Raw genomic sequence first — 26,491 nt, 5'->3', positions numbered from 1 at the left:
CTCAAGTCCATCGCGAGCAGGCTCGCTCCTACAGAACGGAATCCCCGCTGCACAGGTCATAGCTGAATAGCCCGCCACCGGTTGCGCATCCCATGAACTCGGCACAAGACGGCAAGACCCCGAACCTTTCGGCGCAAGAAGAGCACGAAGTCGAAAAGAGCCAGCCACCCCGTGCCGCGGTGCTGCACGAGATCATCCGTACCCAGGGCGACCAGGAACTGGAGCGCAGCATTGCCGCGTTGTGGTGGTCGGCGCTCGCGGCGGGGTTGACCATGGGGCTGTCGCTGATGGGCATGGGCTTGCTCAATTCGCGTCTTCCGGATGGCGAAGGATTCAAGGTGATCGCGAGTTTCGGTTATTGCGCCGGTTTCCTCGCGGTGATCCTCGCTCGCCAGCAACTGTTCACCGAAAACACCCTGACCGCCGTGTTGCCGGTAATGACCAAACCGACGCTGGCCAACTTCGGCCGGCTGCTACGGCTGTGGACGGTGGTGCTGGTCGGCAACCTCTGTGGCACCTTGCTGGTGGCGTACGTGATGCTGGAACTGCCGATTTTCGACAGCAAGACCGATGTCGCCTTCCTCGATATCGGCCGCAAGGTCATGGAAAACCACGCCAGCCAGATGTTCGCCAAGGGCATCATTTCCGGATGGATGATCGCCACCATGGTCTGGATGATCCCGTCCATGGAGAGCGCCAAGATGTGGATCATCATCCTCATCACCTACCTCATGGCGCTGGGGGATTTCACCCACATCGTGGTCGGTTCGCTGGAGGTTTCGTATCTGGTATTTGCCGGCGAGTTGCCGTGGAGTGATTTCTGGCAGGTGTTCGCCGGGCCGACGCTGGCGGGGAACATCATCGGTGGCAGTTTTATTTTCGCGCTGATCAGCCATGCGCAGATTCGCAGCGAAAGCGGGCCGCCGAAAAAATCTGCGGATCAGAGCGAAGCGCCCGATCCGCAGAAAATCAAAAAACCATCAAGCTGATCCTCAGCCCACCGCATCAAGCGCAGCCGCACCGCGACGCTGGCGATAGATGAAGAACAGTGCGGTCAACACGGTCAGACCGCTGACCAGTGCACCGGTCCAGGGCAGGTCCGCCAGATCGGCGCCGCTGGCCACAACCAGACCGCCAATCCATGCCCCGGCGGCGTTGCCGAGGTTGAAGGCGCTCTGGTTCAAGGTCGAACCCAGGTTTGGTGCCTCAAAGGCCTGATCGATGATCAGCAGTTGCAGGATCGGGCACAAGGCAAAGGCAAACGTCCCCCACAACACCAGTGTGATGGCCGCCGGGATGACCGAGTGACTGGTTTGCGTGAATGCCGCCAGTACCACCAGCACCGCCAGCGCCATGCCCACCAGCGAAGGCAGCAAGCGGCTGTCCGCCAGACGACCACCGAGCATGCTGCCGGCGGTCAAGCCCACACCGAACAACAGCAGCATGATGGTGACGCCGTGGGGGCTGACACCGGTGATGTCCTGCAGGATCGGCGCAATGTAAGTGAACACACTGAACAGGCTGGTCGAGGCCAGTACACTCATGCCCAGGGCCAGCAGTACGTTGGCCTTGCCCAGTACCTTGAACTCGCTGGCCAGGTTGGCTTTATCCATCGCGATGTTTTTCGGCAGCCAGACCCATTGCGCAATCGCCGCCAGCACCCCGATCACCGACACCGCCCAGAAGGTCGAGCGCCAGCCTGCGTATTGCCCGAGTGCGGTACCCAGTGGCACGCCGAGCACGTTGGCCAGGGTCAAGCCGGTGAACATCATGGCAATCGCCTGAGCCCTTTTGTTGGGGGCCACCAACCCGGCGGCCACCACCGAACCGATGCCGAAAAATGCGCCGTGGCACAGTGCCGTGATCACGCGCGCGGCCATCAGCGTGGCGTAGTTTGGCGCCAGCGCGCAGAGCATGTTGCCGAGGATGAACATCAGCGTCATGCCCAATAACGTGGCCTTGCGCGGCATGTTGGCGGTGCCGACCGCGAGGATCGGTGCACCGAACACCACGCCCAGGGCGTAGCCGGTGATCAGTAATCCGGCGTCGGGAATGCTCACGCCGAGGTCGCGGGCGACATCGGGCAAAAGACCCATGATGACGAATTCGGTGGTGCCGATGCCGAAGGCGGCAACGGCGAGGGCAAGCAAAGCGAGTGGCATGCGCAAGGTCTCTGTCGGTAGTCTTGACGCTGTGATCAGGCATACGCAGGCCGACGACCGTTCTCGACGAGAGCGGGCCGGGCAGGATTTTTATTGGAATAAGTTTGTGCGCAACTGAGTGCGGCGTGGTCGCTTGCAGTATAAACAGACAGTGAAATATGGCGAATCAATTCTCTACCCGGCCCCTGTAGGAGCGAGCTCGCTCGCGATGGACGTGAATGATGACGGGTGCTCTCTGATTGAGCGCGTTGTCCTCACGTTTTTCGCGAGCAAGCTCGCTCCTACGGGGATTGTGGAGACAACAAAAGGAGTAGGCCGTGCTTGCGACGGCGTTGGTGTTGGTGGCGGCGCTGTTGCATGCGGCGTGGAATACCCTGATCAAGTTCAGTGCGGAGCGGCTGTTGGTGGTGGCCTGCATGGACAGCGTGGCGCTGCTCTTTGTCGTGCTGATGCTGCCGTTCCTGAGCATGCCGCCATTGGAGATCTGGCCGTGGATCCTGGCGTCGGCGGCGTTCGAGTTGCTCTATCGCTATTTGCTGATCCAGGCCTATCGGGTCGGCGACCTCGGGCTGGTCTATCCATTGATGCGCGGCCTTTCACCGTTGGTGGTGCTGGCGCTGACGCTGATCTTTGCCGGGGAAGTGCTGACCCATCAGCAGATTTTCGGAATCCTGCTGATCCCGTTCGGCATGCTGTGCCTGCTCTGGCAGGGCGGCGGCGGTGCGCGTTTGCCCTGGTCGATGTTGCCGGTGGTGGCGCTGATCGGCCTGTGCATCGGTTGCTACACCTACATTGACGGGCAGGCATTGCGACGCTGGTCCCATCCACTGGATTATCTGGTCTGGGTCACCTTGCTCAGTGCCTGGCCGTTTCCGCTGTTGGCGTTGGTGCGCAAACGACCCGCGTTCATGTTGTTCTGGCGCGAGCAGTGGCGACTGGGCCTGGCCGTCGGGTTCTGCGTGTTGTTCAGCTACGCTCTGGTGCTGTGGGCGATGCAGCTGGGCTCGATTGCAGAAGCGGCGGCGTTGCGCGAGATCAGCGTAATTCTGGTGGTGCTGTTTGGCATGCGTTACCTGAAAGAGCCTTTTGGCGGGCCGCGCCTCTTGGCCTGTGGGCTGGTGCTGATCGGTATATTGGTCATGAAATTTTGACTGTTCTGAAACGTGAAGAAGGGACTGCTTTATGACGGTTGCTCTGTGGTGCATTTTGATCGCGATTTTCCTGCCGTATGTGTGTGTGGGCGTGGCCAAGATCAGTGGCGGGTTCAGGTTGAGAGACAACCATGATCCCCGGGACTTTCTCGATTCGCTGGAAGGCTTGGGCAGGCGCGCGAATGCGGCGCAACTGAACAGTTTTGAAGTGACCCCGGCGTTCGCTGCGGCGGTGATCGTGGCGCATCTGGCCGGTAATGCCGAACTGGTGACGATCAATGTGCTGGCTGTGCTGTTCATTACCAGCCGGCTGCTCTACATCATTTGCTATCTGGCGGACTGGGCGACGCTGCGGTCGTTGATGTGGTTCGTGGGGATGGGGTTGATCGTGAGTTTCTTTGTGGTGTCAGCCTGACAGATCTTCAGGGTTTTTGCCGGCCTCATCGCGAGCAAGCTCGCTCCCACAGGAGTGTGCGTTCCAGTGTAGGAGCGGGCCTGCTCGCGAAAGCTATCTAACGGTCAACACTCGCCTCAGGGCTTGGTTTTCTCGGCATCCGCCACCTGCGGCACTTGCGGCAACGTCGCGCCTTTGGGCCAGAGCATCCAGATCTGCCCCTGCTGTTTCATGTCCCCGGCCAGTTGCCCGGCCGCATCCCCGGTGCCCCAGAACAGATCCGCCCGAACCTCGCCGGCAATGGCGCCACCGGTGTCCTGTGCTGCCACGGGGCGAACCAGGGCCGTGCCGTCCGGTTTGGTGGTGGACAGCCACAACAGGCTGCCCAGCGGAATCACCTTGCGATCCACTGCCGCGCTGTAACCGGCGGTCAACGGTACGTTCAGCGAGCCGCGCGGACCTTCGTTGCTGTCCGGGTTGCGGGTGAAGAACACATAGCTGGGGTTGCTGCCGAGCAGTTCGGGAATCCGCGATGGATTGGCCTTGGCCCAGGTGCTGATGGCGCCCATGGTCACGTCTTCTTTTTTCAGTTCGCCCTGTTCCACCAGCCAGCGGCCGATCGGTCGATACGGGTGGCCGTTCTGATCGGCGTAGGCAATGCGCAACTGGCGACCATTGTCGAGCTGGATACGACCCGAACCCTGGATTTGCAGGAACTGCAGGTTCATCGGATCGGTCAGCCAGGCCACGACCGGCGCATTGACCCCTTTGCTTTCGATGGCTGCCGCATCGTCGTATGGCTTGAGCACGCGACCTTCGAGTCGACCGCGCAGGCGCTTGCCCTTGAGTTCCGGGTAAATGCTGTCGAGGGCGACGATGATCATGTCCTCGGGGACGCCATAGACCGGGACATTGGCAGCGCTGGTCTGGGTCAGGCTCCCGGGATAGACCGGTTCGTAGTAGCCGGTGATCAGGCCGTTGGGGTTGTCGTTGGCGGCGCGCAGGCCATAGACATCGAGGTTCTGTTTGAGAAAACCGCGAATGTCGCTGGCGGTTTGCGGCACGTTGACAGCCGCTGCGCAGGTGCCACCCCAGACCGGATCGGCCTTGAGTCGGGTACAGGCGCTGCGCCAGGAACCGAAACCGGCGACCAGGTCGCTGTCGGACACTGCCGGCAGCGCTTCCCATGTGGCGCTGGAGTAGGTGGCCAGGGCGTGGGTTTTCGGTTGTTGGCTGTCGCCACCGGTGCAGCCTGCGAGCAGGGCCACCATCGGCAGGGTCCAGGCCAGGCTGTGACGCCATGCCTTGAAACGGCTGTTCATGGAGTGGTTCCTTTGCCGGTTGCCTGAGCGCTCCATGCGCTCAAGCAACCCTTATTGATAATAGGGCTATTGGTCTTTGCCGATGACGCGAGGATACTGGCCGCCGTTTCCCGTGACCTGAAGCCACCATGACTCTTAAAAGACTTTCTGTTGTATTGCTGGCCTGCCTGACGCTGTCCGCTTGTGGCGGTATCGACCCCAACTCGCCGCTCGGCCAGCGCAAGGCCATTTTCAAGCAGATGCTCAAGACTGGCGAAGACCTGGGCGGTATGTTGCGTGGGCGCATTGCCTTCGATGGCCCGAAGTTCGCCGAAGGTGCGGTGAAACTCGATGCGTTGTCCCGTGAGCCGTGGCAGCATTTTCCGCAAGTGCGCGAGGAGGATCACACCAGCGCCAAGAGCGATGTCTGGGAGCAACAGACACGCTTTCAGGCAATGGCCCGCGACCTTGAAAGCGCCACCGGTGAATTGGTGATCGCCAGCCAGGTCCAACCCTACAAGGCCAGCAACCTGGGGCCGGCGGTACAGAAAGTCGAAGATGCTTGCAGTGCTTGTCATAAGGCGTTTCGGGATCATTGATTCGGCGCTACGCATGACCTGTGGCGAGGGGGCTTGCCCCCGTTCGACGGCGTAGCCGTCGTTTGTTTGAACTGTCAGGTATATCTGACTGAGTTCGGTTCAGCGATTTTGGGACTGCTTCGCAGTCCAACGGGGGCAAGCCCCCTCGCCACAAAAAAACTGCTGCGTTACTTATCCAACTCATCGAGTGCGTTCTGCAATTCCTTGCGGGCATCGGCGAGTTTGTCTTTGCGCTTGTTGATCTTGTCGGGATCGCCTTTGCTCATGGCCTTGTCGAGGTCTGCCTGACGCTTGCTGACTTCGTGCTTGGCGTCGAGCACCTTGTTTTCCCGTTCCTTCTTCAGCGAGGCGTCGGTGCAGTTCGCTTCGACTTCGCTCAAGGCCTTTTCCAGGCCTGCCTGCTGGTCGGCGTTGCCGCGGACCTTGGCCAATTCGATCTGGTTGACGATGCCTTGCTTCTTGGCGGCGCAACCGGTCAGCCCCGGCGCTTCCTCGTCCGCCATCAACGGGGTGGCCAGCACGCTGCAAAGGGTCAACAGGGCGAGCGGTGAAAGAAATTTCATAAAAGCTCCATGTAGGAAAGCAAGCAGACCACTGTGGCAATGGCTGTTGGAGCCCAGCGGTCCCTTGTGGTTCCCGCTGGGCGCAGGGCCGACAACTAAAAGCCGTCAATCCCCGCATCACGTAACGTTTCACTCAAGCCCAGTACCTGCGGATCGCGGAAAAAAGCGCTCAGTTGCGCCGCGCGCCCTGGCCCGATATCGGCCTCGGCCCGCCATTGTTCGATGTCTCGCTGCGCCAGTACCAGCCATGAATCGCCGAGATGCGCCTGACCTGTCGGCGGCAATCCCAAGGCTTTCAGCCAGTGCGCGAACGGGCGTTGCCGGGCTCGGTTGAAGCTGTCTGCAAGACGAGCCGCGCTGCGCTCGCCGAAACCGTCAATGGTAGCAAGCTCTTGGGCATCGAGGGTCAACCAATCCAACAGACCGTTCAGCCGACCTGTTGCAAGAAGTTTTTCCCAGGTGCCCGGACCCACATTGGGCAGCGCCAGGCCTTGTTTGCTGCTGAGCCAGGTCAGGCGCGCAAGAAACTGGCTCTCACAGCCCGGAGTCGGTTGCCAGCAACTCAATGAATGAAAGTCCTCTGCCCGCGGCGCGTTCAATTCGGCGCGTTCGCTGCTGCGCAATACAACCCTATCGAGCCTGGGAATGGTCAGCCCGGCCAGGCTGATGGCGACCTGGTCACCCGGGCGGATGTCCAGCGTCTGCCAGCGTTGCAACGAACCGACGCTGACGTGCTTGATCTGCCGGTCATCGAGCTTTACCGGGGTCAGTTCAAGAACCGGAGTGATCCGCCCGGTCCGGCCGATTTTGAAGTGAACCTGGCGGACTTCGGCCAGTGTCTGGGCGAAGGGGTATTTCCAGGCGATGGCCCAGTAGGGTGACCTGGCCTGCCAGCGTTCGGCGGCTGGGCGCTGATTCTGGCGCAGGACGATGCCGTCGCTGGCAAAGGGCAAGGGGGAACGATACCAGTGCTCGCGCCAGCGTTCGGCATCAATGACGGAGGCGATGGGCTGGCTGTATGCAGTGGTACTCGGGAAGCCCAGCGCAGTCAGCACCGCGGCACGCTCGGGTACGCTCGCCGGTCCTTGGGGCCAGTCCCAGACAAACAGGTCGATGCCGGCGGCCTGTTCGGCGCTCAAGACCTTGCGTGCCATCAGACCGGCCACCGAGCCACGAGCATTGAGGCTACCGGCCCGGGCCTGCACGTGATCGGTCAGGCGCCAATACAGTTCGCCTTGCACGATCAAGTCCCGGGCCTGAGATAGCCGTTGCGGGATGGCCGGAATCTGCCGTGCAGGAACCGTCCAGTCCTGGCCGCTTTGGCCGTCGCCGCGGCTGATTGCCTGGGCCAACAGGCCGCTGCGGTAAACCAGAGTCACCGCCACGCCATCGATTTTAGGCTGGACCCAGACGTCCACCCGGTCACGCAGCCATTTTTCCACGGCGGGCTGATCGTGCAGTTTGTCCAGGCCGGTGTGGGCGATGGGGTGGGGCAGCGTACCGCGCGCAGTGCGCAAGGGGTCTGCGGGCGGGCTCAGGTTAAAGCAGTGGCGCCATTGGGTGAGTCGCGCGCGGGACTGGTCGTAGAGTTCATCGGCGACCAGTGAGCGTCCCTGGCGGTGATAGCTGTCGTCCCAGAGGTCGATTTGTTGTTGCAGTTTGCCGACTTCGTTCCGGGCGCGTTCGGCTGGCCATTCCGGGCACTCGGCGGCGCTGGCGGTCAGGTAGGCAAAGGTCAATAGAGCGGCGAAAAACAGGCGCAGGTCGGGAAGCATCTTGAGCGTCCTTGCTCGGTGAGGTGCGTGAAGGCTAGGTCAGTATCAGTTGGCGCAGCGAGGGGGTGTTTTGCCGGGTATTTCTGGTGGTTGTGCTGGCCTCATCGCGAGCAAGCCCGCTCCCACAGGGAATTGAGTTTGCCCATGGGTCTTTGTCACACCAAAGATCAACTGTGGGGGCGAGCCTGCTCGCGAAGGCGGCCACGCGGTCTCAAGCGCAAGGCAATAAAAAGCCCCGCAGGGCGCGAACCGTGCGGGGCTTCGGGTGTTGCGGGGGAATATTACAGGCCGGCAGCAGAACGCAGGGCGTCGGCGCGGTCGGTTTTTTCCCAGGTGAACGTGGTGAAGGTGTCGTCACCAACGGTCTTGGTCGCCGGGGTGCGACCGAAGTGGCCGTACGCAGCGGTTTCCTGATACATCGGGTGCAGCAGGTCGAGCATGGTGGTGATTGCGTATGGACGCAGGTCGAACACTTCGCGGACCAGTTTGACGATCTTGTCATCGCTGATCTTGCCGGTACCGAAGGTATTCAGCGAGATCGAAGTCGGCTGGGCAACACCGATGGCGTAGGACACCTGAATCTCGCAACGCTCGGCCAGGCCGGCGGCAACGATGTTCTTGGCCACGTAACGACCGGCGTAGGCCGCCGAACGGTCAACCTTCGATGGATCTTTACCGGAGAACGCGCCACCGCCGTGACGGGCCATGCCGCCGTAGCTGTCGACGATGATCTTGCGACCGGTCAGACCGCAGTCACCCACCGGGCCGCCGATGATGAACTGGCCGGTCGGGTTGATGTGGAACTGGGTGTCCTTGCTCAGCAGTTCGGCAGGCAGCACGTGCTTGACGATCAGCTCCATCACGCCTTCGCGCAGGTCGTTGTACGACACTTCCGGGTTGTGCTGGGTCGACAGAACGACGGCATCGATACCGACAACCTTGCCGTTTTCGTAACGGCAGGTCACTTGCGACTTGGCGTCCGGGCGCAGCCAAGGCAGCAGGCCGGATTTACGGGCTTCGGCCTGGCGCTGCACCAGTTGGTGCGAGAAGGTAATCGGTGCAGGCATCAGCACGTCGGTTTCATTGCTGGCGTAGCCGAACATCAGGCCCTGGTCGCCGGCGCCCTGATCTTCAGGCTTGGCACGGTCGACACCCTGGTTGATGTCAGGGGACTGCTTGCCGATGATGTTCATCACGCCGCAGGTCGCGCCGTCGAAGCCGACGTCGGAGCTGGTGTAGCCGATGTTGGTGATCACGTCACGAACGATCTGCTCCAGATCAACCCAGGCGGAAGTGGTGACTTCGCCGGCGATGATCGCCACGCCCGTTTTCACCAGAGTCTCGCACGCCACACGGGCGAACTTGTCTTCAGCAATGATGGCGTCCAGCACCGCATCAGAAATCTGGTCGGCGATTTTGTCCGGATGCCCTTCAGACACGGACTCGGAGGTGAAAAGGGAGTATTCGCTCATCTCGATGTTTTCCTGAAATTACCGATGGTGAGTGTCGCCAGCCGGTCGCTGAAAATGGCGGACCTGGATCTGGAAACCATTACGTAAGCCTACATAGAGGCTTTCCCCGGGAACGAGTCCCGCAGCGGTGGCCCAACGGGCCAGATCGTCCTGTTCAAACCCCAGCCAGAGATCACCGCAGGCCTCCTTGGCCCAACTCTGGTTGTGGCTACATAACTCTGTCACTAACAGGCTACCGCCTGGTTGCAGCAAATGGGCCATGTGCTTGAGCGCATCGGCCGGTGCGGCAAAATGGTGCAGCACCATGTTCAGTACCACGCAATCGGCCTTGAGGCTGACGCCGTTCAATGCATCGGCCAGTTGCAGGCTAACGTTAGTCAGCTTGTCGCGTTCGCAGACTTGGCGCGCCAGTTCGAGCATCGCGCTGCTGTTATCCAGCGCCGTGACTTGCGCGAAGCGGCGCGCCAGGTCCGGCAGGAATGCGCCATCGCCGGGGCCGACTTCAATGGCCGTGGCGTCTTTGTCGAAGCTCAGCTTGTCGAGCAGGGCCACCACGCTTTCGCGGTATTGCGGCAGGCCGGCGATCAAGTCTTGCTGGGCGCGAAACTTCTCCGCAACCCTTGAGAAAAAATCCTGGCTGGCCGCCGCACGTTGCCCATGGACCTGGGTGATGCGCGACTGTACGTCGGTCGGCAGCGTCAGGTTGTCCACTTCTTCGAGCAATGCTGCGTGCAGTTTGCCGCCCAGCAGTTCGGTGTGGGGCAGCGCGCGACGGTAGAAAATCGCGTTGCCTTCGCGGCGCGTTGCCACCAGGTCGGCCTGTGCCAGTACCTTGAGGTGGTGGCTCATGCCTGACTGGCCGATGCCGAAGATCTGCGCCAGTTCCAGTACGCCGAACGAGTCATTGGCCAGTGCGCGCAAGACATTCAACCGCAGGGGATCGCCGCCAGCCTTGCACAAGGCCGCCAGCTCATCGCAATCGTCATGTTGAATGGAGGGCACGCGTAAATTCATAAGGCCGGCAGTCTAGTCACGGGTCGAAGGTATCGCAAGAGCAATATCAAAAAGTTTTGATATTGCTCGATAGATGGCACTTCTCGACGTTAGCTTTTGTCAACAATCGGACGGCGGAAAGGTTTCACCAGGCGAATACGTCGTTATCCATTGGAAAAACGCCTTCAGATGACTATCTGTCATTGCCCCGAGGCGGCCCGGTGAGGGAAAATGCTCGCCTTTTTTCCGTTTCGTTTTAATCAAGCCCCCAGGAGAACAGCGATGCCTAGCCGTCGTGAGCGTGCCAACGCCATTCGTGCCCTCAGCATGGATGCCGTGCAAAAAGCCAACAGCGGCCATCCCGGTGCCCCTATGGGTATGGCAGATATCGCCGAAGTGCTTTGGCGCGACTACCTCAAGCACAACCCGAGCAATCCTTCGTTTGCCGACCGTGACCGCTTCGTGCTGTCCAACGGCCACGGCTCGATGCTGATCTACTCGCTGCTGCACCTGACCGGCTACGACCTGTCGATCGATGACCTCAAGCAGTTCCGTCAACTGCACAGCCGCACCCCGGGCCACCCGGAACTCGGCTACACCCCGGGCGTAGAAACCACCACCGGTCCACTGGGCCAGGGCCTGGCCAACGCCGTGGGTTTTGCCCTGGCTGAAAAAGTCATGGCGGCGCAGTTCAACCGTCCTGGCCACAACATCGTCGATCACCACACCTATGTGTTCCTGGGTGATGGCTGCATGATGGAAGGCATTTCCCACGAAGTCGCTTCCCTGGCCGGTACCCTGGGCCTGGGCAAGCTGATCGCCTTCTACGATGACAACGGCATCTCCATCGATGGCGAAGTCGAAGGCTGGTTCACCGACGACACCCCGAAGCGTTTTGAGTCCTACAACTGGCAAGTGATCCGCAATGTCGACGGTCACGACCCGGAAGAGATCAAGACGGCGATCGACACTGCACGTAAAAGCGAGCAGCCAACCCTGATCTGCTGCAAGACCACCATCGGTTTCGGTTCTCCGAACAAGCAAGGCAAGGAAGATTGCCACGGCGCCCCGCTGGGTGACGCGGAAATAGCCCTGACCCGTGCGGCGCTGAAATGGAATCACGGCCCGTTCGAAATCCCGGCCGATATCTATGCCGAGTGGGACGCCAAGGAAGCCGGTCGCGCTGTTGAAGCCGAGTGGGACCAGCGTTTCTCTGCTTACTCCGCCGCGTTCCCGACTGAAGCCAACGAACTGGTGCGTCGTCTGAGCGGTGACCTGCCAGCTGACTTCAGCGAAAAAGCCTCGGCCTATATCGCCGAAGTGGCGGCCAAGGGCGAAACCATCGCCAGCCGTAAAGCCAGCCAGAACGCGCTGAATGCGTTCGGCCCGTTGCTGCCTGAGTTCCTCGGCGGTTCGGCTGACCTGGCCGGTTCCAACCTGACCCTGTGGAAAGGTTGCAAAGGTGTTACCGCCGAAGATGCCAGCGGCAACTACATGTACTACGGCGTGCGTGAATTCGGCATGACGGCGATCATGAACGGCGTGGCGCTGCACGGCGGCCTGGTGCCATACGGCGCGACCTTCCTGATGTTCATGGAATACGCGCGTAACGCGGTGCGCATGTCGGCCCTGATGAAACAGCGGGTGATCCACGTCTACACCCACGACTCCATCGGTCTGGGCGAAGACGGCCCGACTCACCAGCCAATCGAGCAACTGGCCAGCCTGCGCTGCACGCCGAACCTCGATACCTGGCGCCCAGCCGACGCCGTTGAATCGGCGGTGAGCTGGAAGTGCGCATTGGAGCGTAAGGACGGTCCTTCGGCCCTGATCTTCTCGCGTCAGAACCTGCAACACCAAACCCGCAATGCGATCCAGATCGAAGAGATCGCGCGTGGCGGTTACGTGTTGAAGGACTGCGCAGGCGAGCCTGAGCTGATCCTGATCGCCACCGGCTCGGAAGTCGGCCTGGCCGTTCAGGCCTTTGACAAACTGACCGAGCAGGGCCGCAAGGTGCGCGTGGTTTCCATGCCTTGCACCAGCGTGTTCGATGCCCAGGACGCCGGCTACAAGCAATCGGTCCTGCCGTTGCAGGTCAGCGCCCGTATCGCCATCGAAGCTTCCCACGCGGACTACTGGTACAAGTACGTGGGCCTGGAAGGCCGCGTGATCGGCATGACCACCTACGGCGAGTCGGCGCCTGCGCCGGCCTTGTTCGAAGAGTTCGGCTTCACCCTGGAAAACATCCTGGGTCAGGCTGAAGAGCTGCTGGAAGACTAAGCACAACGCGGTGGTTTCTGACCACCGCGAAACCCCTGTAGGAGCGAGCTCGCTCGCGATGGTCATTAACGATAACGCTGGATGCCTGAATGCCCGCGTTGTCTGGGCCACCATCGCGAGCAAGCTCGCTCCTACAGGGGGGTTGTGTTGTTAACGAGAATTCGTTTGCCTGCGTCTATCGAGAACCCCATGCCTCAACCGCGTCCCTACAAAGTTGCACTCAACGGCTACGGCCGGATTGGTCGTTGCGTCTTGCGTGCGTTGTTCGAGCGAGGCGAAAAGGCCGGGTTCGAGATTGTCGCGATCAACGATCTGGCGGATATGGCCAGTATCGAATACCTGACACGCTTTGACTCCACCCATGGCCGGTTCCCCGGCGAAGTGAAGGTCGAGGGCGATTGTCTGCATATTAATGGCGACTGCGTGAAGGTCCTGCGCAGTGCCACCCCCGAAGGCATCGATTGGGCGTCCCTGGGCGTCGATCTGGTGCTGGAGTGCTCCGGCGCTTATCACACTCGCGAAGACGGCCAGCGTTTCCTCGACGCCGGCGCCCCGCGTGTGTTGTTTTCCCAGCCGATGGCCAGCGAGACGGACGTTGACGCGACCATCGTCTACGGCGTGAACCAGGACTGCCTGACCGGCGACGAATTGCTGGTGTCCAACGCGTCCTGCACCACCAACTGCGGCGTGCCGCTGTTGCGCCTGCTGAATCAGGCCATTGGTCTGGACTACGTGTCGATCACCACCATTCACTCGGCGATGAACGATCAGCCGGTCATCGATGCCTATCACCACGAAGACCTGCGCCGTACCCGTTCGGCGTTCCAGTCGGTGATTCCGGTGTCCACCGGTCTGGCACGAGGTATCGAACGCCTGCTGCCGGAACTTGCCGGACGAATTCAGGCCAAAGCCGTGCGGGTGCCGACGGTCAACGTGTCCTGCCTCGATATCACGATGCAGACCGCCACCGCGACCGACGCCACCGAGGTCAACCGGATCCTGCGCGAAGCCGCCACCAGCGGCCCGCTCAAAGGCCTGCTGGCCTACACCGAGCTACCCCACGCAAGCTGTGATTTCAACCATGACCCACATTCGGCGATCGTCGATGCCAGTCAGACCCGCGTTTCCGGCCCTCGGCTGGTGAACATCCTGGCCTGGTTCGACAATGAATGGGGTTTTGCCAACCGAATGCTGGACGTTGCAGAACACTATCTGCAAACAGCAACTTCAAAAAAACCGTAGGAAGTGCGACCCATGACCGTGTTGAAGATGTCCGACCTCGATCTGCAAGGTAAGCGCGTATTGATCCGCGAAGACCTCAACGTTCCAGTCAAGGACGGTGTTGTCACCAGCGATGCGCGTATCCTGGCCTCGCTGCCGACCATCAAGCTGGCCCTGGAAAAAGGCGCGGCCGTGATGGTCTGCTCGCACCTTGGCCGTCCGACCGAAGGCGAGTTCTCGGCCGAGAACAGCCTCAAGCCAGTCGCCGACTACCTGAGCCGTGCTCTGGGTCGTGAAGTGCCGCTGGTGGCCGATTACCTGGGCGGTGTTGACGTGAAAGCGGGCGACATCGTGCTGTTCGAAAACGTGCGCTTCAACAAAGGCGAGAAAAAGAACGCTGACGAACTGGCCCAGCAATACGCCGCCCTGTGCGACGTGTTCGTGATGGACGCCTTCGGCACCGCTCACCGTGCCGAGGGTTCGACCCACGGCGTGGCCAAGTTCGCCAAAGTCGCTGCTGCCGGCCCGCTGCTGGCCGCTGAACTGGACGCACTGGGCAAAGCCCTGGGTGCCCCGGCCCAGCCGATGGCGGCTATCGTTGCCGGCTCCAAGGTGTCGACCAAACTCGACGTGCTGAATAGCCTGAGCCAGATCTGCAACCAGTTGATCGTCGGTGGCGGCATCGCCAACACCTTCCTGGCCGCTGCCGGTCACCCGGTCGGTAAATCCCTGTATGAGCCGGACCTGCTGGACACCGCTCGCGCCATCGCCGCCAAGGTCAGCGTACCGCTGCCAGTGGACGTAGTGGTTGCCAAGGAATTCGCGGAAAGCGCCGCTGCGACCGTCAAGCTGATCGCTGACGTCGCTGCCGACGACATGATCCTGGACATCGGTCCGCAGACCGCGGCGAATTTCGCCGAGCTGCTGAAGTCGTCCAAGACTATCCTGTGGAACGGTCCGGTCGGCGTGTTCGAATTCGATCAGTTCGGCAATGGCACCAAGGTACTGGCCCAGGCCATCGCGGATAGCGCGGCGTTCTCCATTGCCGGCGGTGGCGACACCCTGGCGGCCATCGACAAGTATGGCGTGGCAGAGCAGATCTCCTACATTTCTACCGGTGGCGGTGCGTTCCTCGAATTCGTCGAAGGCAAGGTCCTGCCAGCCGTTGAAGTCCTGGAAAGCCGGGCCAAGGCCTGAGGGTCGCCCGTTTGACCAGGCAAGGGAGTGTTGACATGGTCAAGACGTTAGCGCTGTTGATCGTCGCGGGTTCACTGGCGGCTTGCGGGAGCAGCCCGAAAGCCACGCCGGAACCCGAGGCGCCTGCGTCACGCAGCGGCTGTTATCAGGCCGACTGGCAGGCGGAAACCAACCCGGTGCTCAACAAGCGCTCCGGGCCCGAGGGCCTGGACAAATACGAGACCCGGGCACCCGCCAAGGAACATGGCTGCCCTTGACGGGTCTGACTCTTTACTCAGGGCTGGCGGCGTGTGCCGTCAGTCGAGGGACATGGATGAAAGGTTTTATCGCCGTTACGGCGCTGGCGCTGTTGGCTGGTTGTGCTCAGTTGAACCCGTTCCAGTCGTCCGCGCCTGTGGATAACTGGACCACCTGGACCTGCGACAGCCAAGCCAAAGTGCTGTGGCGCTACACCGACGACAGCCTTAAGGAGGTCGACGTGCGTCTGGGCGGTGCCGATCAGGTCTACCGCTTGAAACAGGAACCGGGTGCATCGGGTTCGCTGTACAGCAATGACATGCTGGCGTTTCACATAAAAGGTGAGGAAGGCCTGGTTTACTGGGTCGCCACCAATGATTTGATTGGGCGTGGCTGTAAGGCTGAATAATACGATTGATTTGGTATACAGAGATCCAATTGTGGGAGCGAGCTTGCTCGCGATAGCGGTATCACAGTCACATCAATGCTGAATGTGCCGCCCCCATCGCGAGCAAGCTCGCTCCCACAGGGTTTTTGTGTCGTATTTAAGATTTTGGTAACACCTGAATTCGCAGCCGGGCCCAACCCCCGATCTGCAATAACTTGAATAGCCGCCGCCGCTACGGCAGGCTGGCACGATTAACGACCCTCAACCGGGAGAGATATACACAATGGCACTTATCAGCATGCGCCAGATGCTGGACCACGCAGCCGAGTTCGGCTACGGCGTTCCAGCCTTCAACGTCAACAACCTTGAGCAGATGCGCGCCATCATGGAAGCCGCTGACAAGACTGACTCCCCGGTGATCGTCCAGGCTTCGGCCGGTGCTCGCAAATACGCCGGCGCACCGTTCCTGCGTCACCTGATCCTGGCAGCCATCGAAGAATTCCCGCACATCCCGGTGTGCATGCACCAGGACCACGGCACCAGCCCTGACGTCTGCCAGCGCTCCATCCAGCTGGGTTTCAGCTCGGTGATGATGGACGGCTCCCTGGGTGAAGACGGCAAGACCCCGACCGACTACGACTACAACGTCCGTGTGACCCAACAAACCGTAGCCATGGCTCACGCCTGCGGCGTTTCGGTAGAAGGCGAGCTGGGCTGCCTGGGTTCGCTGGAAACCGGCATGGCCGGTGAAGAAGACGGCATCGGCGCCGAAGGCGTCCTGGATCACAGCCAGATGCTGACCGACCCGGAAGAAGCCGCTGACTTCGTAAAACGCACTCAGGTGGATGCCCTGGCCATCGCCATCGGCACCAGCCACGGCGCCTACAAGTTCACCAAGCCGCCTACCGGCGACGTGCTGGCCATCGACCGTATCAAAGAAATCCACAAGCGCATTCCGAACACTCACCTGGTGATGCACGGTTCGTCTTCGGTTCCGCAAGAGTGGCTGGCGATCATCAACCAGTACGGCGGCGACATCAAGGAAACCTACGGCGTACCGGTTGAAGAAATCGTCGAAGGCATCAAGCACGGCGTGCGCAAGGTCAACATCGACACCGACCTGCGCCTGGCATCCACTGGCGCAATGCGTCGCCTGATGGCCACCAACCCGAGCGAGTTCGACCCACGTAAATTCTTCGGCGCCACCGTCACCGCCATGCGCGACGTGTGTATCGCTCGCTACGAAGCCTTCGGTACTGCCGGCAACGCTTCGAAGATCAAGGCGATCTCGCTGGAAGGCATGTATCAGCGTTACCTGAAAGGTGAGTTGAACGCCAAGGTCAACTAAGCCTGAGCGTTAAACTGCCTTCATGAAAAACCCGCCGAGAGGCGGGTTTTTTGTGGGCGATGATCTAAGGCCGGCTCGCTCCCACAGGAGGAACGATGTCTCGACATTATTGATTGTGATCGATATCCAGCTTGCTGAAGGTCACTTTGCCGCCTTCAGTGGTGTACCCGGTGTTGTCCTGTACATAGACCCCGGCCTTGAAATACAGCGGTTTGTCACGCCAGGTCGTGCTGATTTGCGTATCCCATTGATAACCTGCCGCACTGATGCCCAAGGCACCACCGGGGCTGAGGTGAATGAGGTAGTTGAACTCCTGGTCGAGTTTCACCCCCGTCGCAACGATGATCACCCGGCCTGTATCGTCATCGGGATGCATCCGGACCTTGGCGACGATATTGCCGGTGCCTGTGCTGGTTTTGTATTGGTATTCAACCTTCACCAGAGGTTTCTGGCTTTGATAGGCATGGATCTGGCCGATGACGATTTTCCCGGAGCTCGGCACCTGGTTCACTGCCAGAGTGGCATACAACAAATTGTCGGCTTCCGGGTAATACCAGTTTTTCAACGTGCCGTTGCTGTAGGTTTCACGCAATTCGGTACGTGGATAAATTGCGTTTTCGGTACGGGAGCCGGTCACGGGCGTCCAGAAAAACAGTGTGCCTGTGTCTGAATGGAAGTATTGATCCTTGAAACCGTCCACCAGTTTGGCGGTTTCGACGGTGTACGGCGGGCTACCAACGGGGACGCTGAGGTTCCAGGTTGCAAGATCGATCATGTCGGTTCTTCCACTTGATTCATGCTGCACGGACGTGCCAGAAGCTCTAGCCCGCACCTTCGGGGGCGGCCTTTATAAGCGTAGCGGGAGATTTTGTTAATGCCCGTCTGACGGGTGGCTGACGTCAACATCCTGTCGAAGCGACATCTTTCCCGGTTTCCATCGCCTGAACCATCGACCGTTAGTCGGTAAAAAGACACTATGATTAAATGATGGCTTACTGACACCTTCTGCTTTTGCAGAACCGGGTCTAGAGTGAAGGCGCAGTATTTGTCCGGTTTTCACGAGAAACCGGCCTGACACCCCGCAATTAGAGAAGCAGCATGGAATGCGCGCAACCCACGCCAGTAGAAGGCAGCTCAACCCTTTTAGTCGTCGACGATTACCCCGAAAACCTGATCAGCATGCGCGCGTTGTTACAGCGCCAGGGCTGGCGGGTCATTACTGCCACCTCGGGTTTCGAGGCCCTCGGCTTGTTACTTGAACACGATATCGACCTGGTGCTGCTGGACGTGCAGATGCCGGACATGGACGGTTATGAAGTGGCGCGCCTGATGCGCGGTAGCCAGCGGACCCGTCTGACGCCGATCATTTTCCTGACCGCCAACGAACAGTCCCAGGATGCCGTGATCAAGGGCTATGCCAGTGGTGCGGTGGATTATCTGTTCAAACCGTTCGACCCACAGGTCTTTACGCCCAAGGTCCAGGCGTTGCTCGAGCACCAGCGTAACCGCCGGGCCTTGCAGCGCCTGAGTCATGATCTGGAAGCGGCTCGTGCCTTTAATGCGTCGGTGCTGGAAAACGCAGCCGAAGGCATTCTGGTATTGGGTGAGGACGGTCTGATTCGTTTTGCCAATCCGGCGATTTCACGGTTGCTCAATGCCCCGGTGCAGGAACTGCAAGGCAAGGAGTTTCTGGACTACCTGCAAAAACCGCATATCCCGATCTGGGCCGACTCCGAGTTGCTGGCCGGATACAAACGAGGCGAAACCTTGCGCCTGCACGATGCCCTGCTACGTACGGCACCTGGGCAGCAAGTGCCGGTGGCCTTGTCCTGCGCGCCATTGCCCGCCGAGCAACATGCGATGGTCGTGACCGTGCTGGACATGTCGGTGGTGCGCCATCTGCATCAGCAACTGGAGTTTCAGGCGGTCACCGATCCGCTGAGCGGATTGCTCAACCGCCGGGGTTTCTACCAGACCGTAGAGAACCTGCTGTTGCGCGGTGAGCGTTCCGACAGCTCCTGGGTTTTGATGTATCTGGACCTCGACGGCTTCAAGCGAGTTAATGATTCGCTCGGGCACGATGCCGGCGATCGGGTGCTGCGCTGGGTCTCCGAACAGTTGAAGGCTTGCCTGCGGCCCTTCGACATTCTGGCGCGGATGGGCGGCGACGAGTTCACCGCGCTGCTGGATCTGGAGTTCCCCGAGCAGGCGGCGAAGATTGCCGAGAAGCTCATCGAGCGAGTGTCGATCTGTCAGCAGATCGACGGCCTCGATATCGCTCTGGGTGCCAGCATCGGCATTGCCACGTTCCCTGATTGTGGCGCCAATCTCGACGGGATGATGCGGGCGGCCGACATTGCCATGTACGAAGCCAAGCGTGCCGGCCGCCAGCAATATCGCTTCTACGATCATGAAATGAACGGCCGGGCGCGCACGCGGCTGATGCTGGAAGAAAGTGTGCGCACGGCCATCGAGAAGCGGGATTTCAATCTGGTGTATCAGCCTCAGGTTGCGATTGCCGACGGGCGGATTCGTGGCTTCGAGGCCTTGTTGCGCTGGCAGCATCCGAGCGTTGGCGATGTCCCCCCGGGGCTGTTTTTGCCATTGCTGGAGGAGGCGCGGCTGATCAGTCGCCTGGGCAGCTGGATTTACCATCGCGGCGCCGGGCAACGCAAAGCCTGGGAGTCCCTGTTTGCCGAGGACCTGGTGCTCGGCGTCAGCTTGAGCAGTACGCAGTTCGGCATGCCCAACCTGGTCACCGAGTTGCGCCAGGTGCTGGAGCGCCATGGCCTGCAACCGCGTCACCTGGAAGTCGAGGTCACGGAAGAGGCCTTGATGCGCAACCCTGAAGAAACCCGCAAGCAATTGCGCCTGCTGCACAACCTGGGCGTACGCGTGGCATTGGATGACTTCGGGGTCGGACCCTGCTCCCTGACGCACTTGCGCGACCTGGCGCTGGATACTCTGAAGATCGACCGCCATTTGATCGCCCGGTTGCCGGATTCGGCAAGGGATGCGGCGCTGGTGCGCAGTGTGATCGACCTGTGCAAGCAGTTCGGAATATTGGTGATTGCCGAAGGGGTGGAAACCGTCGCTCAGTATGAATGGCTGCAAGCCAACAGCTGTGAGTATGTGCAAGGTTTTCTGGTGGCCCGGCCGATGATGGCCGAAGACACCGGGGTCTTTGTCCAGCCGTTTGACTGGAGCGCGCTGCCCCGCTGAATTCGCTACACTGGCGACCTTTTAGTGACCTGTATTGCCGCCCCGATGACCGTGTTGAAATATCTCCAGGCCTATCCCGCCACCTTGCAGGACCAGGTACGTCAGCTGATCGCCGACGGTCGGCTGGGCGATTACCTGAACCAGCGTTACCCGCAAAAGCACGGGGTGCAGAGCGACAAGGCGCTGTACACCTATGCTCTGGACCTCAAGCAGGAGTACTTGCGTAACGCTCCGGCCATCGACAAGGTGCTGTTCGACAACCGTCTGGACCTGACCCACCGTGCCCTTGGCCTGCACACCACGATTTCACGGGTGCAGGGTGGCAAGCTCAAGGCCAAGAAGGAAATCCGCATCGCTTCGCTGTTCAAGGAAGCGCCTTGCGAGTTCCTGAAAATGATCGTGGTGCATGAGCTGGCGCACTTCAAGGAATCGGACCACAACAAGGCATTCTACAAACTGTGCGAACACATGCTGCCGGGTTATCACCAGGTGGAATTTGATGTGCGGGTGTACCTGACGTGGCGGGATCTGTAGGAGCTGCCGCAGGCTGCGACCTTTTAAGGAGCATTGGATGGACGTGAGCAAGACCAAGAGCAGCTTCTATCGCCGGTTGTACGTGGCGTACCTGATCGACAGCGGGCTGGCCAGCAGCGTCCCGGCGCTGACCGAAGTCACCGGTATGCCCAGGCGCACGGCACAGGACACCATCGCGGCGTTGGCGGATCTGGATATTGTGTGTGAGTTCGAGCAGGAAGAGGGCGCGCGCAACCATGCGGGGCGCTATCGGATTCGCGAGTGGGGTGCGATCGATCGCGGGTGGATCGAGCGTAACCTGCGGCAGATCAAGGCGGTGCTGGAGTATCCCTGAGATTTGCGGTGCCTGAGCTGACGCCATCGCGAGCAGGCTCGCTCCCACAGCTGATCTGAGTTGTGAACCCAATCCAGTGTGGGAGCGAGCTTGCTCGCGATAGGGCCTTCAGGGGCGACGCATGCCAATGTGTGGAATGCCATCCTCGACATATTCCTCTCCCGCCACGACAAACCCGTACCGCCCGTAATACCCCTGCAAATGCGCCTGGGCCGAGAGGTAGACCGGCAGACCGGGCCAGTATTTTTCGATCTGTTTGAGTGCCTGTTCCATCAGCTCATGCCCCAGCCCGGCACCGCGTGCCTGGGGTGCAATGATCACCCGTCCGATCACCACGTCGCCGCCCTGTGATTGCGGGTCAAGCAGCCGCAGGTAAGCCACCAGCCGGTTACCGTCCCAGGCCATCACGTGGAGGGTGTCACCTTCCAGATCCTGGCCATCGATATCCTGGTAAACGCATTTCTGTTCAACGACGAACACTTCTGCACGCAGCTGCAAAATGGCGTACAGCTGCTCCTTGCCCAGGTCGCTGTGGTGTTTGCAGATCCAGTCGACTGTCATGTTTTGATTCCCTGAAAACGTCGTTCCGATACTAAGCGCACTCACGCCAGAAGTCTTTATGGCGGAAGAATCTGTGACAAAGGCCAAAATGCCATCATTCATTTTTCGCGCGGATGTCTTCTTTGTGTAATCTGGACCGAAGCGCTGTGCTATGGCTTCGATGAGCAAATGTTGAGTACCCGGGCCTTGCCGGTACAGGGGCCTTGGGGTTTTGGCTGAAAACACGTCGGGCAAGCCGCCCGCTAAGGATTTTCTGGCATGCCGCGATTGCATCGAGCTTTGGCCTTGATTGGATTGCTGTTGCTGGTTCAGGGAGCGGCGGCAGAAAAACTGCGGCTGGTCGCTGATGCCTGGCCCCCCTTTACCGATTCCACGCTCGTCAACGGTGGTCTGGCGACGGATATTGTCAGTACCGCGCTCGCCAGGGCTGGCTACGCCAGTGATTTCGAACAGGTGCCCTGGGCACGGGCCTTGATGGGATTGGGCGAGGGTCGATACGACGTGCTGGTCAACGCCTGGTACTCGGAGGAGCGGACCAGGCTTGGCCAGTTCTCCGGCGAGTACCTGCTCAATCGCGTGCGCTTTCTCAAGCGCAAGGACGCGCCCATTGAATTCAATAACCTGCAGCAATTGCACACCTATCCGATTGCCGTGGTGCGTGGATACGCCTATTCGCCCCCGTTCGACAACGACGAGTCGTTGCAGAAAGTCCCTGTGCACAGTTTCGCCATGGCGGTGCGCATGCTCGCGGCGGACCGGGTCAAGCTGACGCTGGAAGATGAATTCGTCGCCCGCTACTACCTGGCCCGTGAGTCACCCAAGGTGCGGAACGCCGTGGAGTTCCTGCCCAAGGCATTGAGCGAGAACAGCTTGCATATCATCGTCAGCCTGAAGAATCCCGAGCATGCACGGATCGTCGCCGGTTTCGACCGCGAGATCGCGGCCATGAAAGCAGACGGGAGTTATGACAAGTTGATGAAACGGCATGGGATGTGAGTGGGTTGAGCCAGTTTCTGTGTTGTTGCTGATGGCCTCATCGCGAGCAAGCTCGCTCCCACAGTAGATCTTCAGTCGACACAAATTTTGTGAACACCAGAGCCCCCTGTGGGAGCGAGCTTGCTCGCGATGAGGCCCGCCCAGACACCACAGATCTCAATCCTCACTGGTGTCCTTGATCAGATGTGCCGCCAACGTCCTCAGCGGCCCCAACTGCCGGCAGATCAGCGCCAGTTGCGTCTGCACCAACCGCTGCCCCTCATCGATTTCATCAGGCATCTGTTCCAGTTCATTGGCCAGTGCTTCTTCTTCATCGCTCTGAATTTCAATCGAAGACTTGCTCGCCAGCCCTTGGGCGATCTCGTCGATGCTGGCGGCCAGTTTCACTCCGGCCCCTTCGATCAAATGTTCGCGCACGTCCGTCGGCAGTTGGGTTTCCCGGTGCGCGCCCAGGCCCGACAGGTAACTGAGTAGCGTGTGTGACAGCACCAGGAAGCGGAAGCCCACATCCGCCTCCTTACGGAAATGCCCCGGCTCCATCAGCATGTTGGCCAGTGTGGTCGACAGCGCCGCGTCGGCGTTGTGCGCGTTGCGGCGGGCCAGGCGGTAAGCCAGGTCGTCGCTTTTACCCGCAGCGTATTGCTGCATGATCTGGCGCAGGTAGATGCTGTTGCAGGCCAGGGTGTTGGCCAGCACTTTGTTCAGGCGTCGGCCCTGCCAGTCCGGCAGGAACAGGAAAACCGCCAGCCCGGCGATCAGGCTGCCGAGCAAGGTATCGAACAACCGTGGCAGGAACAGTCCATAACCGTCACCTACCTGGTTGAAGCAGAACAGCACCATCAGGGTGATTGCCGCCGTCGCCAGGGTGTAGCGGGTGGTGCGGTTGGTAAAGAACACCACCCCGGCGGCGATGGCGAAGCATGACTGGATCAGCGGGTTCGGGAACAGGTCGAACAGCGCCCAGGCCAGTGTCAGGCCGATGGCGGTGCCGATGATCCGTTGACCGAGTTTGCGGCGAGTGGCGCCGTAGTTCGGTTGGCAGACGAACAGCGTAGTGAGGATGATCCAGTAGCCTTGGGACGGGTGAATCAAATGCACCATGGCGTAGCCGATGCTCAAGGCCAGGGGCAATCGCAGGGCATGGCGGAACAGCAGCGAGGTCGGCGTCAGCTGCGTGCGCAAGCGAAGCCACACGTCCTTGAGGCTGCGCGGCGAACGGTCGAGCAGGCTGCTGTCGGTGGCGTCGGCCAGGGCGTCGGGGTTACTGGCATCGCTGAGCAGGCGGTCGAGGGTGCCGAGGTTGGCCGCCAGTGCCCGCAGTGAACGCAGCAAGCCGCGCCAGGCCGGGTTGCTCTGGATGCGCAGGTGTTCGAGGGAGGCATCCAGGTCGCTCAGGGCCTCGGCGAAACTGGCGTCATAGGTGAACGGCTGGCGCATCTGGATCGATTCGGCCAGTGCCCGGCAGGCCTTGCCTTGCTGGCGCAACAGGCGTTGGCAGCGGAACAGCACGTCGCTGTGGAAGAAGGCGTCGGCCAGGGCGTTGTACGGGTAGTGCGACGAACTGGCACGCTCGTGGATGTCCTGGGCGAGGAAGTACAGTTTGAGGTAGCGGCTGACTTTCGACCCCGGGCGCCCGTTGCCGACCCGGTGCAGGATGATCTCCTTGGCGGCGTTCAGTGCCGCCACCACGCGGCCGTTCTGTTGGGCCAACTCCAGGCGCCGCGCCTCCACGTCCATCTGCCGGATCGGCTCGAACAGCGAGGATTTGAGCTTCAGGTAAAAGCCCAGCTCGCGAAACAGTCGCGCCAGGCTCTGCTGCACCGGCTGATTGGAAAACAGCGCCTGCCACAACACCGACAGCAAGCCGTACCAGGCAGCACCGGCTACCAGCAGCATCGGCTCGTGCCAGACGTCGGTGACCGCACCGCCACGCTGGTCCACGCCGATCATGGTGTAGACCGAAAGGATCAACGTCGCCGAGGCAATCGCGCCATAGCGCTCGCCGAGGGCGCCGAGCATGGTCAGGCAGAACGCGGCCAGGGCGAAGGCGATGATAAACAGCGGGGGGTAGGGGAAGAGCAGTTCGACGGAGAGGGCGGCGACCGCGAAACACACCAGCGTCACCGCCAGTGCGTTGAGACGGCCCTGCCAGCTGTCGTCGGTCTCGGCCAGGGCACTGGCGATGATCCCCAGGAACAACGGGATCAGAAGGCCCATTTCATCCTGATACCAACACAGCGCCATGGTGCCGGTCAGGGCAATGAATACCCGCACGCTGTAGCTGAACTTATCCAGCGCCCAAAGGCGACGCAGAGACTGGCGGAACGAAGTCGATGACATGAAATGCGAAGGCCTTCCGAGGCAATGACGCTAAATTGAGCCACTAATGACGCCGACGCAATGGCGTCGATCACATCAGACAGCAAAATCTGTTCCTTCCTTGTGTGAATACAATCTGCAAATCATCACAGATCCAATGTGGGAGCGGGCTTGCTCGCGAAAGCGTCCTTTCAGTCAACATTGATGTTGAATGTTATGGCCCCTTCGCGAGCAAGCCCGCTCCCACATTTTGATTTGTGTGCGATCAGACGTACTGCGCAGCCGCGTAGCCCGATGCCCACGCCCACTGGAAGTTGAACCCGCCCAGATGCCCGGTCACGTCGAGCACTTCGCCGATGAAGTACAGCCCCGGGCTTTTCAGCGATTCCATGGTCTTGGACGACACTTCATTGGTGTTGACGCCGCCCAGGGTCACCTCGGCGGTGCGATAGCCTTCGGTGCCCGCCGGCACGACTTTCCAGCTCGCCAGTTTTTCCGAGATATCGGCCAGTTCCGCGTGGGTGTACTGCTTCATCGGTTTGGAGACGAACCAGTTGTCCGCCAGCAGGCTGGCCATCTTCTTGGTGAAGATTTCACCGAGCAGGGTTTTCAGCTCGCTGTTGGGACGTTCGGCCTGTTGCTGTTGCAGCCAGCTCGGTACGTCGTGATCCGGCAGAAGGTTGATCTCGACGGTATCGCCGGATTCCCAGAACGACGAGATCTGCAAAATCGCCGGGCCGCTGAGGCCGCGGTGGGTGAACAGGATGTTCTCGCGGAAGCTCTGGTCGTTGCAGCTCACCAGGCAATCCACCGACGTACCGGACAATTCGGTGCACAAGGCTTTGAGCTGATCGGTGATGGTGAACGGCACCAGGCCGGCGCGGGTCGGCAGCAGTTCGTGGCCGAACTGCTTGGCCACTTGATAGCCGAAACCGGTGGCGCCCAGGGTCGGGATCGACAGGCCGCCGGTGGCGATCACCAGGGATTCGCAGGTGATTTGGTCAAGCGTCGTGTCCAGCAAGTAGCCTTTTTCAAGCCTCTCAATGGTCTGAATCGAAGTGTCCAGGTGCAGGCTGACGCCGACCTGATCGCACTCGTTGAGCAGCATTTCGAGAATGTCACTGGATTTGTTATCGCAGAACAACTGGCCGAGTTTTTTCTCGTGGTACGGCACGCCGTGCTTGGCCACCATGCCGATGAAATCCCACTGGGTATAACGGGCCAGGGCGGATTTGCAGAAATGCGCGTTTTGCGAGAGGAAATTGCCCGGCTCGGTGTACATGTTGGTGAAATTGCAGCGGCCACCGCCCGACATCAGGATTTTCTTGCCGGCCTTGTTGGCATGGTCGAGCAGCAACACCTTGCGCCCGCGCCCGGCGGCGGTCAGTGCACACATCAACCCTGCGGCGCCAGCGCCAATGATCACGACTTCGGTAGAGCGCAA

The 26,491-nt window shown here is 60.4% G+C and carries 24 protein-coding genes; 14 read left to right on the top strand and 10 right to left on the bottom strand.

Going from position 1 to position 26,491, the window contains the following annotated elements:
- Window positions 1-92: 92 nt before the first annotated feature.
- Window positions 93-989, top strand: a complete 897-nt coding sequence (locus AC1Q6Y_RS00530; protein WP_492623898.1) for a formate/nitrite transporter family protein — start codon at window positions 93-95, stop codon at window positions 987-989.
- Window positions 990-992: 3 nt separating this feature from the next.
- Here AC1Q6Y_RS00530 and AC1Q6Y_RS00525 read toward each other — a convergent pair whose 3' ends face one another.
- Complete coding sequence (locus AC1Q6Y_RS00525; RefSeq protein ID WP_057712955.1) at window positions 993-2,162, bottom strand: MFS transporter; 1,170 nt, start codon at window positions 2,160-2,162, stop codon at window positions 993-995.
- Window positions 2,163-2,479: 317 nt separating this feature from the next.
- Between AC1Q6Y_RS00525 and AC1Q6Y_RS00520 the strand changes: the two genes are divergently transcribed.
- Both AC1Q6Y_RS00520 and AC1Q6Y_RS00515 read left to right on the top strand, forming a co-directional pair.
- A complete protein-coding gene (locus AC1Q6Y_RS00520; RefSeq protein WP_090451887.1) occupies window positions 2,480-3,313 on the top strand; it encodes an EamA family transporter in 834 nt (277 codons plus the stop codon).
- Between the two features lie 31 nt (window positions 3,314-3,344).
- A complete protein-coding gene (locus AC1Q6Y_RS00515; RefSeq protein WP_057712957.1) occupies window positions 3,345-3,728 on the top strand; it encodes an MAPEG family protein in 384 nt (127 codons plus the stop codon).
- Between the two features lie 116 nt (window positions 3,729-3,844).
- On the opposite strand, the gene mltA is transcribed toward AC1Q6Y_RS00515, so the two are convergent.
- Window positions 3,845-5,029, bottom strand: coding sequence for a murein transglycosylase A (gene mltA / locus AC1Q6Y_RS00510; protein ID WP_492623897.1), 1,185 nt, complete (start codon window positions 5,027-5,029; stop codon window positions 3,845-3,847).
- A gap of 128 nt (window positions 5,030-5,157) precedes the next feature.
- Between mltA and AC1Q6Y_RS00505 the strand changes: the two genes are divergently transcribed.
- The gene (locus AC1Q6Y_RS00505) at window positions 5,158-5,607 is read left to right on the top strand and encodes a c-type cytochrome (RefSeq protein ID WP_057712959.1); all 450 of its coding nucleotides are present in this window, start codon (window positions 5,158-5,160) and stop codon (window positions 5,605-5,607) included.
- 167 nt (window positions 5,608-5,774) lie between these two features.
- On the opposite strand, the gene AC1Q6Y_RS00500 is transcribed toward AC1Q6Y_RS00505, so the two are convergent.
- From AC1Q6Y_RS00500 to AC1Q6Y_RS00485, 4 genes are all read right to left on the bottom strand, one after another.
- A complete protein-coding gene (locus AC1Q6Y_RS00500) occupies window positions 5,775-6,170 on the bottom strand; it encodes a DUF1090 domain-containing protein (RefSeq protein ID WP_218494718.1) in 396 nt (131 codons plus the stop codon).
- Window positions 6,171-6,265: 95 nt separating this feature from the next.
- Window positions 6,266-7,945 (bottom strand): NAD-dependent DNA ligase LigB, encoded by a 1,680-nt coding sequence (gene ligB / locus AC1Q6Y_RS00495; RefSeq protein ID WP_492623896.1) that lies wholly within the window; start codon window positions 7,943-7,945, stop codon window positions 6,266-6,268.
- 281 nt (window positions 7,946-8,226) lie between these two features.
- A complete protein-coding gene (metK, locus tag AC1Q6Y_RS00490; protein ID WP_008050251.1) occupies window positions 8,227-9,417 on the bottom strand; it encodes a methionine adenosyltransferase in 1,191 nt (396 codons plus the stop codon).
- A gap of 18 nt (window positions 9,418-9,435) precedes the next feature.
- Window positions 9,436-10,431, bottom strand: coding sequence for an ArsR/SmtB family transcription factor (locus tag AC1Q6Y_RS00485; protein ID WP_057712962.1), 996 nt, complete (start codon window positions 10,429-10,431; stop codon window positions 9,436-9,438).
- Window positions 10,432-10,692: 261 nt separating this feature from the next.
- On the opposite strand from AC1Q6Y_RS00485, the gene tkt reads away from it, so the two are divergent.
- The 6 genes from tkt to fba all read left to right on the top strand — a co-directional run bounded on the left by tkt (window position 10,693) and on the right by fba (window position 17,081).
- Window positions 10,693-12,690 carry a transketolase gene (tkt, locus tag AC1Q6Y_RS00480; protein WP_057712963.1) on the top strand — a complete coding sequence of 666 codons (1,998 nt, stop codon included), beginning with the start codon at window positions 10,693-10,695 and terminating at the stop codon, window positions 12,688-12,690.
- Between the two features lie 189 nt (window positions 12,691-12,879).
- Window positions 12,880-13,932, top strand: coding sequence for an erythrose-4-phosphate dehydrogenase (gene epd, locus AC1Q6Y_RS00475; protein ID WP_057716543.1), 1,053 nt, complete (start codon window positions 12,880-12,882; stop codon window positions 13,930-13,932).
- Window positions 13,933-13,944: 12 nt separating this feature from the next.
- A complete protein-coding gene (locus AC1Q6Y_RS00470) occupies window positions 13,945-15,108 on the top strand; it encodes a phosphoglycerate kinase (RefSeq protein WP_057712964.1) in 1,164 nt (387 codons plus the stop codon).
- Window positions 15,109-15,143: 35 nt separating this feature from the next.
- Window positions 15,144-15,365 (top strand): hypothetical protein, encoded by a 222-nt coding sequence (locus tag AC1Q6Y_RS00465; protein WP_090451877.1) that lies wholly within the window; start codon window positions 15,144-15,146, stop codon window positions 15,363-15,365.
- 56 nt (window positions 15,366-15,421) lie between these two features.
- The gene (locus tag AC1Q6Y_RS00460) at window positions 15,422-15,754 is read left to right on the top strand and encodes an MliC family protein (protein WP_492623895.1); all 333 of its coding nucleotides are present in this window, start codon (window positions 15,422-15,424) and stop codon (window positions 15,752-15,754) included.
- Window positions 15,755-16,016: 262 nt separating this feature from the next.
- Window positions 16,017-17,081: a class II fructose-bisphosphate aldolase gene (gene fba, locus AC1Q6Y_RS00455; RefSeq protein WP_007981624.1), complete on the top strand. Its 1,065-nt coding sequence runs from the start codon at window positions 16,017-16,019 to the stop codon at window positions 17,079-17,081.
- A gap of 106 nt (window positions 17,082-17,187) precedes the next feature.
- Here fba and AC1Q6Y_RS00450 read toward each other — a convergent pair whose 3' ends face one another.
- Entirely contained in the window at window positions 17,188-17,856 is a 669-nt protein-coding gene (locus AC1Q6Y_RS00450) for a polysaccharide lyase family 7 protein (RefSeq protein WP_223445443.1), read from the bottom strand.
- Window positions 17,857-18,179: 323 nt separating this feature from the next.
- On the opposite strand from AC1Q6Y_RS00450, the gene AC1Q6Y_RS00445 reads away from it, so the two are divergent.
- The 3 genes from AC1Q6Y_RS00445 to AC1Q6Y_RS00435 are packed head-to-tail and all read left to right on the top strand — an operon-like array spanning window position 18,180 to window position 21,171.
- A complete protein-coding gene (locus AC1Q6Y_RS00445; RefSeq protein ID WP_057712968.1) occupies window positions 18,180-20,303 on the top strand; it encodes a putative bifunctional diguanylate cyclase/phosphodiesterase in 2,124 nt (707 codons plus the stop codon).
- A 45-nt stretch (window positions 20,304-20,348) separates the two neighbouring features.
- On the top strand, window positions 20,349-20,837 hold the full coding sequence (locus AC1Q6Y_RS00440; protein ID WP_057712969.1) for a YgjP-like metallopeptidase domain-containing protein: 489 nt from the start codon (window positions 20,349-20,351) through the stop codon (window positions 20,835-20,837).
- Between the two features lie 37 nt (window positions 20,838-20,874).
- Complete coding sequence (locus AC1Q6Y_RS00435) at window positions 20,875-21,171, top strand: winged helix-turn-helix domain-containing protein (protein ID WP_007894945.1); 297 nt, start codon at window positions 20,875-20,877, stop codon at window positions 21,169-21,171.
- A gap of 108 nt (window positions 21,172-21,279) precedes the next feature.
- Here the strand turns inward: AC1Q6Y_RS00435 and AC1Q6Y_RS00430 are convergent, their stop codons facing one another.
- Window positions 21,280-21,732, bottom strand: a complete 453-nt coding sequence (locus AC1Q6Y_RS00430; RefSeq protein ID WP_057712970.1) for a GNAT family N-acetyltransferase — start codon at window positions 21,730-21,732, stop codon at window positions 21,280-21,282.
- Between the two features lie 258 nt (window positions 21,733-21,990).
- Here AC1Q6Y_RS00430 and AC1Q6Y_RS00425 point away from each other — a divergent pair, with 258 nt between their 5' ends.
- The gene (locus AC1Q6Y_RS00425) at window positions 21,991-22,728 is read left to right on the top strand and encodes a substrate-binding periplasmic protein (RefSeq protein ID WP_150813777.1); all 738 of its coding nucleotides are present in this window, start codon (window positions 21,991-21,993) and stop codon (window positions 22,726-22,728) included.
- Between the two features lie 156 nt (window positions 22,729-22,884).
- Here the strand turns inward: AC1Q6Y_RS00425 and yccS are convergent, their stop codons facing one another.
- Complete coding sequence (yccS, locus tag AC1Q6Y_RS00420) at window positions 22,885-25,068, bottom strand: YccS family putative transporter (RefSeq protein WP_090451867.1); 2,184 nt, start codon at window positions 25,066-25,068, stop codon at window positions 22,885-22,887.
- A gap of 244 nt (window positions 25,069-25,312) precedes the next feature.
- Window positions 25,313-26,491 (bottom strand): BaiN/RdsA family NAD(P)/FAD-dependent oxidoreductase, encoded by a 1,179-nt coding sequence (locus AC1Q6Y_RS00415; protein ID WP_492623894.1) that lies wholly within the window; start codon window positions 26,489-26,491, stop codon window positions 25,313-25,315.

The sequence above is a fragment of the Pseudomonas sp. GW823-FHT06E10 genome, assembly GCF_058794995.1.
Note: the sequence above shows the minus strand (reverse complement) of the source record. Positions and strands in the feature narration are given on the sequence as shown.